The following is a 9,600-nucleotide window of genomic DNA, read 5'->3' as shown; positions in this document are numbered from 1 at the left end:
CCTGGAGAGCCGGACGGCCACTCCTTCGGAGCCACGACTGGCAAGACCCGATAAGCCACATCCGGCCCTCCCGGGCCGCCTAACAACTTACGGAGGACCCGATGAGCGGCGAAGCCCGTGCGACGGCCCGGCGTCTGGACACGGACCCGGAGGCAGTGGAACGGGATCTGATCAAACTCGTGCTCTCCCTCGTGGAGTTGCTGCGGCAGCTGATGGAGCGCACGGCGCTGCACCGCGTCGACGAGGGCGATCTGAGCGAGGACCAGGAGGAACGCATCGGTATGACGCTGATGATCCTCCAGGAGCGGATGACCGAGCTGTGCGACCGCTACGACCTCACGATGGACGATCTCGACATCGACCTCGGACCGCTCGGCTCCCTGCTCTCGCGGAACACCGGCTGAGTGACATCATTCGGAATTCATCACGATCTCGTGGAGCGCCGACGTCAACAGGCCGCCGCCATGCGAGAGTTGATGTCCGGGCGACGGCGAGAGGCCGGCAGTGGCGAGCGAGGGGGACGGGCGTGGCGGACGACGGCGGCATCCGGGGCGGCGGTCGGCTGGACCGGTTGCTGAGGCTCGGTACCGTGCCCGTCGCGGCGGCCGTTCTGACGGGCACCATGGCGGTCTACATGACGCTGGTGGCCTTCGGCAACATCACCGACTTCGGGACGAACCAGCAGTTCGTCCAGCATGTCCTCGCCATGGACACCACATTCAAGGACCCGCAGCTGATGTGGCGGGCGATCGAGTCGCCGGCGCTGCAGAACACCGCCTATGTCGCGATCATTGTCTGGGAGACCCTTGCCGCCGCCGTCCTCCTGCTCGCCACGTGGCTGTGGGCGACGGGTCTGCGCCAACGCGCCCACGACCGCGCCCGTCGGGCGAGCACGGTGGGCCTGGTGATGGTGCTGCTGCTCTTCGGGCTGGGGTTCATCGCCATCGGTGGCGAGTGGTTCGCCATGTGGCAGTCCTCGGATTGGAACGGCCTGGACGCGGCGGCGCGCAACGTGGTGTTGGCGGCTTTCGCTCTCGTGGTGGTCCACCTCCCGTCCGCGCGGGCGGACGGGAGCTGACACACCGGCACCTGCGGACTGCGCGGGGCGGGCGTGCGGTGGAGCCACGACGGCCGATCCGGTCCCCCTGCGCGGCGACCACGGCCTCCTGAATCTCAATGAACGGCCCGCACCGCAGCGCCTTGGTCTCCGTCCAGAGCGGCCGCGGTGGCGCGGGCGAACGCCTCCGGCTTGTCCAGCATGATGTTGTGCCCGCAGTCGGGGATCGCGACCACGGACACCCCGGCCGCGGTGAGCGCGTCGGCGCCGGCGAGCGGCCCGTCGGCCTCGGGCAGCAGGAAGGTGCGCGGGATCTTCAGGTCCAGCAGGAGTTCGCGCATCGTCGGGACCGTTCCGCGCGTGAGGTGGACCGCGCTGCGGTGCAGCGCCTCACGGCCCGCCAGGCGCATCGTGGACCACCAGTGCGCCCCGACCCGGTCGCCTACCTCCCGCCAGCCCCGGGCGAGGAACTCCCGCTCGGAGTAGGCCGCGATGCCGCTGCTGCCCGATGCGCCGGGCGCGTGCGGGATCGGGTCGAGATTGGCGTCGACCAGCACGAGGCGGGACACCAGGTGCGGGTGACGCGCGGCCAGGACGATGGCCACCGAGCCGCCCATGCTGTGCGCGATCACCTCCGCGTCTGCGACGCCCGCCGACGTGAGCGCGGCGGCGAGGGCATCGGCATGGGACTCCAACGTGTAGTCGAAGTCCGCCGGCCGGTCGCTGATGCCGTGCCCCAGCAGGTCCAGCAGCAGCGAACGGCGGCCGGCGAGCAGGGGATGGACCGCGACCTCCGTGAAGTAGGCCGGCGAACTGGCGCCCAGACCGTGCACGTAGACGCGCGGCGGTTCCTGCCCCGGCAGCTCGACCCAGCGGATCCGGTCTCCACCGGGGGTGACGGCGGCGTCGCGCACTTTCCGCTCCTTCATGGCCGGACTCGACGAGGAATTATGGCCCATGTCGCGGGAGTCCAGAGGCCGAAGCGGCGTCGCGCACTTCTGCTATGAGGTCACGCAGGCGATCCCCAGGCTGTTGTGAGTCCCTGGAGCCATGCGGGCGGGAGTTCGGCGGCGTCCCATTCCTCCCGCAACGCCGACGGCGCCGTGGCAAGTCGTTCCAGTACGGCGAGGCTCGTGGGGGAGTGGATGAGGGTGTAGCGGCCGTGGATCGCGATGGTGCTGCCGGGTCCGTACTGCTCGTACAGTCGCTCCAGGCGTACTCGGTTGTCGGAGGCGAACTCCGCCAGCCGCCCCGCGTATGCGGCCCGCTGCCTGGAGTTCATGGTGCCGAGGACGGCGGTGAGCACCTGCTCGGAGACCTCGGGATCGAGGTCGGAGACGGCGGTGAACGAGAGGTAGAGCGGCATGATCGCCACCATCGCTCGCTCCACCTGCATCTTCCTGACGCGAGGCCGGTCGTCCGGAGAGGGGGCCGACGCATCGGAGGCGACGGCGCGCCGTAGCGCTCGCTCGGCGAGGTCGCCGAGTTGGTCGGTGACGATCTGGATGCCGTCGCGCCGGCCTGACTCGTAGAGTTCGCCCTTCTCCTGCTCCGGCGCGCTCCGCCCGGTTCCGCTGATCTCCCTGTGCGCGAGGGCGAGAGCACCGGCCTCGACGAGCCCGATCAGCTCCTCCGCGTCGCCGAAGAAGACGCCCGCCCGGGCGAGGAGCTGGAGGAGCGTCTGCTTCGCGTTGAGGACGCTGACCGCGTCCAGCTGCTGCCGTCCGTCTTCGACGGCGTTCATGGAATCCTCCTGATCGCATGGGGCCGTGCGGTGCGCGTGCGCGGAACGCTCCGTTCGAGGGTTCAACGCGCGATCGTCGTGGTGAGTTGCCACTTCAGGCGTGCGTACCTTCCCCATTTCTCCGGTCCTCGGCCACCGAGGCGCTCAGGCCGGTGGGTGCCTCGTCGTGGCTCGTCATGCGGTGATCGTTCCTGTTCGGCCCTCGATGGCACAGCCTCTCACGTGGCGTATGCCCTGCCCGGACCAGAGCCGCCCCGCGACACGAGCCATGCCTGGTCGAACATGGCCGGTCGGCGGGCGGCGTCCATGGCCGTTCGGCCGCTCGACGCGCCCACCTGCAGGTGACACCGTTCGCCGCGCCCCGTCCGCCCTGCCAGGGGAGGTGGCAGCATCCGGCAGAGCCGGGATGCCGAGGGCCGAGTGGAGGAGGTCGCCGTGTCGTCGATCGCCGTGAACGGGGCAGACATCTACTACGAGCTGCGGGGCACCGGCCCACCGGTTGTGTTCATCGCCGGCGCGACCGGTGATGCCGGACATTTCGAACGCGTTGCGGACCTGCTCGCCGATGAGTTCACCGTGCTCACCTACGACCGGCGAGGCAATTCGCGCAGCCTCCGGCCCGACGGCTGGGAGACGACGTCGGTGGCCGAGCAGGCCGACGACGCGGCGGCGCTCCTCTCCGAGCTCGGGCTCGCTCCCGCCGCCGTGTTCGGCAACAGCTACGGGGCGATCTTTGCCCTCGACCTGTTGCTCCGCCGTCCTGGTGTCGTCCGCTCCGCGGTGTTGCACGAGCCTCCGATGATCTCGGTGGTGGGCGACCCGGCGGCGGCGCAGGCAGGAGTGGGGGCGGCCATTCAGGAGGGGATGGCAGAGGGAGGGCCTCCCGCAGCTGTCGACCGCTTCTTCCGCTTCGCGGTCGGCGATGCGATCTGGGACCGTGTGCCCACGGACCTGCGCGACAGAATGACGTCGAACGGTGAGACGCTGGTCGGCGTGGAGCTGGGTTCGTTCGAGTCCTACCGCCCCGACGACTCGGCGCTCGCCGGCATCACCACGCCTGCTCATGTCCTGGTCAGCGAGGATTCACCGGGTTATTTCCACGAGGTCGCCGCGTGGCTGGCCGGGCGGGTGGGGGTCGAGGTGCTACGGACACCCGGCTCGCACACGCCCCAGTTCGATCAACCGGACGAGCTGGTCCGGACCGTCAGGCCGCTCCTGCGCGTGGGTACATAGCCGTCGCAACCACGCGGGGCCGCTGCGTCGTCGTCCCGGCGCAGGATCGCGAAGTCACGCTGGAGTACCAGGCGGTGATGCCATGCGACCCGCTACGCCCGCCGAGCGCCATCACGCGCACCTCATGCAACGGCGCCTTCCGCGGTGCCGGGTTTCGCCGCCCGTACGCGCGGCGCCGACCTGTCGGTGCCGATAAGGGCCAACTCCGGAGTGTTCCGCTCGCGCCGGACGCGTGCCGGGGCGAGCGGCTTGAGACACAGGGTTGGTCAGGGCCGTGGTCAGGCACGCGGCGGGCATGCGGATCGACGCCCGGTCGGCCGTACTCCGGCGCAGATGCGTGCCCTGGACCGCGTCCTCGGCCTCGCTCGCCGCCCCGAGCAGGCGGCGGGCGGGGGCGAACAGGCGCGGGTCGGCAGGCCTCGGATTCCGCTCGCGGCGGCATCCGTGGTCATGCCCGCAGCGTTCCAGCCGACCCACCGGCCTCCGCTGCCCCTCTTGACGGTCGGCGACCGTCCTCGGATACTGGCGGCCAAATCGATTTGGCCAAATCGATTTGGCTCTCCGTCCAGGGCCGGATCGCGGCTGAAATCCGAGCGTGCCGAAACGCCCGAACGGAGCCTGAACGTGTCCAGTCCCCGACAGACCCTGCCCGGTGCGGAACAACCGACACCCGCCCCCGCATCCGCACCCGAGACACCCCACCCCGTCGACGAATCCCGCCCCCTCGGCCGGATCCTGCTCTTCGGGATCCAGCACGTCCTCGTCATGGCCGCCACCCCCATCTCGGCGATCTTCCTGATGAGCGCGACCCTCCGCCTCGACCCCGGTCTGACCGTCAACCTGCTCTCCGCGGCCTTCGTGCTCTCCGGCGTCGGATCCCTCATCCAGTCGCTCGGACCGTGGAAGTTCGGGCCCCGGCTGCCGTTCGTGATGCTGCCGGGGGGCGCGCCGCTCATCCTCTTCCTCGCCATCGCCGAGCAGCACGGCCTGCGCACCGCCACCGGCGCGGTGATCCTCACCGCCGCCTTCTACTTCGTCGTGCTGCCCGTCTTCTCGCGGCTGCTCGCCTTCTTCCCGGCCCTCGTCATCGGCACGATGATCGTCATCGTCGGCGTCAACCTGGTGAAGGTCGGCGCCGTCCTCGTGACCGGACGCCCCGGCGAGCCCGGCTTCGCCGACCCCACCGATCTCGGTCTCGGCATCGCCACCATAGGGTTCACCGTCGCCTTCTACCTGCTCTTCAGCGGCATCCTGCGCCAGCTCGCCGTCATGCTCGGGCTCTTCGCCGGCACCGGTCTCGCCGCGGTCCTCGGCAGCATCGACCTCGGACGCGCGGCCGACGGCGGCCTGCTCACCGTGCCGCAGCTGATGCCCGTCGGCTCCCCCCAGTTCAACCTCCTCGCCGCCCTGCCGCTGATGCTCTACAGCCTCGCCTCCATGGCCGAGGCCACCGGCCAGACCGTCATCAACGCCGAGGCCGTCGGCAAGGAGATCGACAAGCGCACCGACGTCCCCAAGACCGTCCGCGGCGACGCGCTCACCTCGCTCTTCGGCGGGTTCTTCGGACTGCCGCTCATGGTCACCAGCGGCGAGAACATCGGCATCGTCCGCGTCACGGGCGTACGCAGCCGCTTCGTGACCGCCGCGGCCGGTGTCGTCCTCATCGCCATCGGGTTCCTCGCACCCGTGACCCGCGCGATCAGCGTCATCCCGTCCGCGGTCGTCGGCGGCACCGCGATGGTCGTCTTCGCCGTCATCACCGTGCTGGGTGTGCAGATGCTCGGCCGCTCCGACCTCGACCGGCACACCAGCACCTTCATCTGCGCCGTCGCCCTCGCGCTCGGTCTGCTGCCGATCCTCGTGCCCGGCGTGTACGGCGGCTTCCCGCCGAACGTCCGCATCCTCCTCGAAAGCGGCGTCGCCGTCGGCGCGTTCGTCGCCGCCGTCCTCAACATCCTCTTCCACCACGTCAGGCCCGGCATCGTCGCCCGCCTGACCACCGCCCGCACGGAAAGCGACCGATGAACCAGCTCACCGACGACCTCCTGAACGGCTCCGGCCCGCTCCTCCTCCTACCGGACGCGGTCCTGCTGCCCGAAGGCCCCGCCGACGGCCACGCGGTCGTCGTCGCCGACGGCTCCTTCCGCGCCGTGGGACCCGCCGAGGAGCTGGTGCGCACGCATCCGCACCTCGACCCCGTACGCCTGCCCGGCCACCTCCTGATGCCCGGCTTCGTCGACGCCCACCACCACCTCACGCAGAGCTTCGGTTCCGCGCTCGCCTTCGGTGAGCCGTCGGAGATCTTCCGCAGGGTGTGGGTGCCGCTGGAGGGCGCGCTCGACGAGGAATCGGCCTACGTCGCGGCCAAACTCGCCGCGTTCGAAGCCCTGCGCGGCGGGTTCACCACCGTTGCCGACGCCGGAACCCGCGCCGGAGTCGACGTCGAGGTGGTCGCCTCAGCCGCACGCGACGCCGGAATCCGGTGCGTGCTGGGACTGGTGTGCAACGACGCCGACGACGAGAACCCGTCCGTCCTGGACCGCGCCGAGAAGCACCTCGTCCGCTACGACGGCGACCCGCTGGTCCACCCCTCCCTCGCCGTCTCCATCCCCGAGGCCGCCACCGAGGCGACCCTGCGGCGCACCGCCCGTCTCGCCGCCGAGTCCGGGGCCGTCGTCCAGATCCACGTCAACGAGCACCTGGCCGGCGTCGAACGCTCCCTCGTACGCCACGGCCTGCGCCCCCTCGAGCACCTGCACAGCATCGGCGCGCTCGGCCCCCAGCTGCTCGCCGCGCACGCCACCCTCCTCACCCCGCGCGAGCTCACCCTGCTCGCCGACACCGGTACGGCCGTCAGCTACAACCCCGTCGCCAGTGCCTGGAAGGGCAACGCCGTCGCTCCCGCCACCGCCATGGCCGAACGCGGCGTCCGCTTCGGGCTCGGCACCGACGGCACCCGGGGCGACGGGTTCCGCCTCGCCGATGCGGCCGAGTCCGCCCAGCGGCTCGCGTACGGGCTGGTCACCGGCGACTCGTCCTGCGGTGCGGGCTGGACCTGGCTGGAGCACGCCACCCGCGGCGGCGCCGACGCCGTCGGCCTCGGCGCGCGCACCGGCACCGTCGCCGAGGGACTGGCCGCCGACTTCCTGCTCGTCGACGTCACCAACCCGGAACTCGCGCTCTCCTGGGACCTGCCCTGGGAGCTGGTACGGCGCGGCAACCGCGACCAGATCACCGCGGTGTTCGTCGAAGGACGCATGCGCCTGTGGTGCGGCCGACCCGTCGGCTGGGACGGCCCCGCGCTCGTGCGTCAGGCGGTCGCACTGGCCCGCGCCGCCGTGGGAAGGGCCGCCGTCACCCGCGTGCACCCCACCTCCACGGCGGCACGGGAACGGAGCACGGCACGGTGACCACCGAGACACTGGCGGTGCTCGCCGTCACGGTCACCGCCGCCGCGTTCGTCCAGGGCAGCAGCGGGCTGGGCTTCGCCCTGATCGTCGCCCCCGTGGCCGGCATCCTCGATCCCGGCCTGCTCCCGGTGTTCGTCCTGGCGTCGATGATCCCGCTCAACCTGTACGTCGCCTGGCGCGAACGCGCCGCGCTCGATCTGCGCGGCGCGGGCTGGATCACCGCCGCGCGGCTCGCCGCCACCCCCGGCGGGCTGGCGCTGCTCTGGCTGATCCCGGACCGCAGCCTCGGCCTGTTCGTGGGCCTCGCCACCGTGCTGGCGGCCGTGGTGAGCCTGGCGGCGCCGGCGTTCACACCCGGCCGGGCCGCCTATGTGGGCGCGGGCGCGGTGACCGGCCTGACCGAGACCGCGACGGGGGTCGGCGGTCCGCCGCTGGCGCTGGTCTACCAGCACCGGCCGCCCGGCGAGCTGCGCTCCACCGTCGCCGTGTGCTTCCTCGTCGGTGAAGTCGCCTCCCTGGTCCTGCTGTTCGCGACGGGGGAGGGGAATACGGGGGACCTCGGGTGGGCGCTCGCGCTGGTGCCCGCGATCGCCGCGGGGGCGTGGCTGAGCCGCCTGGTGCACCACCGGCTGGACGCACGGCGGATGCGTCTGTTCGTCCTCGTCTTCGCCCTGGTCTCCGGTCTGGTCCTCATGCTCGGGCTGTGATCCGTTACGGCTCGGGTCTTACCTGTCCGGCCAATGCAGCCCCGCCGGCGTTTGAGGCGCGGGGGTCCGGGGGGCAGCGCCCCCGGTTTCGGGAAGGGGGGTGGGGAAACGGCCCCGCGCAGCGGCCCCCCGGCTCGGACCCGTCCGGCTCCGGCTCTGACGCGTACGAACAGGGCGCGACACTCCGCCCGTTGACCGGGCGGCGGGGCTCAGGGACCGGGCGTGGCCCGCAGGGACGACGCACGGGCGATCACCTGCGGCTCGGGCGCCGTCGCCACCCTCGTGGCGGCGGCGTCGCCGCGCAACCGGCCCAGCAGCAGCTCCACCGCGTCGGCCGCCGCCCGGTCCAGGTGCAGGTCGACGGCGGTCAGCGGCGGCTCGCAGGTCCGGGCCCGCAGGCCGTCGTACCGGGTGACGACCATGACGTCGTCCGGGACGGCCCGCCCGCTGTCCCGGATAGCCCGGACCGCGCCCACCGCGAAGGCGTCCACAAGTGCGCAGACCGCGTCGATTCCGGGGTGCTCGGCGAGCAGGGACGCGCACCGCTCGTAGCCGGCCTGCTCGCCGCCCGCCTCGGGCACGGTCGCCACGATCGGCGCCCAGCCGTGCTCCTTCGCGACCCGCTCGTAGGCGTCGCGCGCGTCCACCGACGAGTGCCGTGCGCCGGAGCCGATGATCAGGGCCGGCCGGCGTGCCCCCTGCTCGTGCAGGTGGGCCAGCAGCAGCTCGGCGACGAGCCCTCCGCGCAGGTCGACGTACGGGGCGTCCTCGTCCGGCGACACGGGCCTGCCGAGCGCCACGTACGGCAGCCCGCGCTCCTTCAACTGCGCCGCCGCCGCGTCGTCGGCATCGGGCTCGACGACGATGGCCCCGTCGATGTCGACGGAGTACAGGGCGGACCCGGACTGCACGGGCGGCACGAGGACCAGCGCGTAGTCGTGCAGCAGGGCGCTCTCGGCGGCAGCGGCGGCGACCTCCATGTAGAACCCGAGCCGGGACGGCCCCCCGGCCACCGCGAACGGCATGGAGGAGGCGAGCGCGATGGCCCTGGCCTGCCCGCGCCGCAGCCGCTGTGCCCGCAGATTGGGCCGGTAACCGAGCTCGGCGGCAACCCGCTTGATGCGCTCCCGTGTCCGGGGGTCGACCTTGCCGAGCCCGTTGAGGGCGTGCGAGACCGTCGTGCGCGACACCCCGGCGACCTGGGCGACATCGGCGATCGTCGGCGGCCTCGGGCCGGAACCGGAAGTGGGCATCTGCGGGGACGCTCCTCGCGTGCGGTGGAGGTTGTGACACCACCATCTTCGCCGAACGGCGCGGCGGGGGGGGCCCGGCCCCCCGCCCCCCCCCCCCCCCCCCCCCCCCCCCCGCCCCCCCCCCCCCGGTGGGGGGCCCCCCCCGGTTACCGGGGGACCGGGGGCGGGGGGCGCCCCCCCGCGGGGCCGCGGGGGC

9 protein-coding genes are annotated in these 9,600 nt (G+C 72.3%); 6 read left to right on the top strand and 3 right to left on the bottom strand.

Annotation, left to right across the window (positions count from 1 at the left end):
• Positions 1-101 precede the first annotated feature (101 nt).
• Together ACF08N_RS37230 and ACF08N_RS37225 are read left to right on the top strand one after the other, a co-directional pair.
• Entirely contained in the window at positions 102-404 is a 303-nt protein-coding gene (locus ACF08N_RS37230) for a gas vesicle protein K (RefSeq protein ID WP_392329147.1), read from the top strand.
• Between the two features lie 158 nt (positions 405-562).
• The gene (locus tag ACF08N_RS37225; protein WP_392329149.1) at positions 563-1,078 is read left to right on the top strand and encodes a DUF2165 domain-containing protein; all 516 of its coding nucleotides are present in this window, start codon (positions 563-565) and stop codon (positions 1,076-1,078) included.
• A 95-nt stretch (positions 1,079-1,173) separates the two neighbouring features.
• Here the strand turns inward: ACF08N_RS37225 and ACF08N_RS37220 are convergent, their stop codons facing one another.
• Complete coding sequence (locus ACF08N_RS37220) at positions 1,174-1,971, bottom strand: alpha/beta fold hydrolase (RefSeq protein ID WP_392329146.1); 798 nt, start codon at positions 1,969-1,971, stop codon at positions 1,174-1,176.
• 95 nt (positions 1,972-2,066) lie between these two features.
• Complete coding sequence (locus ACF08N_RS37215; protein ID WP_392329145.1) at positions 2,067-2,801, bottom strand: hypothetical protein; 735 nt, start codon at positions 2,799-2,801, stop codon at positions 2,067-2,069.
• 435 nt (positions 2,802-3,236) lie between these two features.
• Here ACF08N_RS37215 and ACF08N_RS37210 point away from each other — a divergent pair, with 435 nt between their 5' ends.
• The 4 genes from ACF08N_RS37210 to ACF08N_RS37195 all read left to right on the top strand — a co-directional run bounded on the left by ACF08N_RS37210 (position 3,237) and on the right by ACF08N_RS37195 (position 8,151).
• On the top strand, positions 3,237-4,034 hold the full coding sequence (locus tag ACF08N_RS37210; protein ID WP_392329144.1) for an alpha/beta fold hydrolase: 798 nt from the start codon (positions 3,237-3,239) through the stop codon (positions 4,032-4,034).
• Between the two features lie 645 nt (positions 4,035-4,679).
• A complete protein-coding gene (locus tag ACF08N_RS37205) occupies positions 4,680-6,059 on the top strand; it encodes a uracil-xanthine permease family protein (RefSeq protein WP_392329148.1) in 1,380 nt (459 codons plus the stop codon).
• Entirely contained in the window at positions 6,056-7,444 is a 1,389-nt protein-coding gene (locus ACF08N_RS37200) for an amidohydrolase family protein (protein WP_392329143.1), read from the top strand. The genes ACF08N_RS37205 and ACF08N_RS37200 overlap by 4 nt, the downstream gene beginning before the upstream one ends.
• On the top strand, positions 7,441-8,151 hold the full coding sequence (locus ACF08N_RS37195) for a TSUP family transporter (protein WP_392329142.1): 711 nt from the start codon (positions 7,441-7,443) through the stop codon (positions 8,149-8,151). The genes ACF08N_RS37200 and ACF08N_RS37195 overlap by 4 nt, the downstream gene beginning before the upstream one ends.
• Before the next feature lie 209 nt (positions 8,152-8,360).
• On the opposite strand, the gene ACF08N_RS37190 is transcribed toward ACF08N_RS37195, so the two are convergent.
• Positions 8,361-9,404: a substrate-binding domain-containing protein gene (locus tag ACF08N_RS37190; RefSeq protein ID WP_392329141.1), complete on the bottom strand. Its 1,044-nt coding sequence runs from the start codon at positions 9,402-9,404 to the stop codon at positions 8,361-8,363.
• Between the last annotated feature and the right edge of the window lie 196 nt (positions 9,405-9,600).

The organism is Streptomyces sp. NPDC015127 (assembly GCF_043080095.1).
Taxonomy (GTDB): Bacteria; Actinomycetota; Actinomycetes; order Streptomycetales; family Streptomycetaceae; genus Streptomyces.
This window is presented reverse-complemented; position numbering and strand designations above follow the sequence as displayed.

Excerpts from the sequence above, each read along its gene's own strand:
- ACF08N_RS37190 (WP_392329141.1), bottom strand. The coding sequence starts at position 9,404 with ATGCCCACTTCCGGTTCCGGCCCGAGGCCGCCGACGATCGCCGATGTC.
- ACF08N_RS37200 (WP_392329143.1), top strand. The coding sequence starts at position 6,056 with ATGAACCAGCTCACCGACGACCTCCTGAACGGCTCCGGCCCGCTCCTC.
- ACF08N_RS37230 (WP_392329147.1), top strand. The coding sequence starts at position 102 with ATGAGCGGCGAAGCCCGTGCGACGGCCCGGCGTCTGGACACGGACCCG.
- ACF08N_RS37215 (WP_392329145.1), bottom strand. The coding sequence starts at position 2,801 with ATGAACGCCGTCGAAGACGGACGGCAGCAGCTGGACGCGGTCAGCGTC.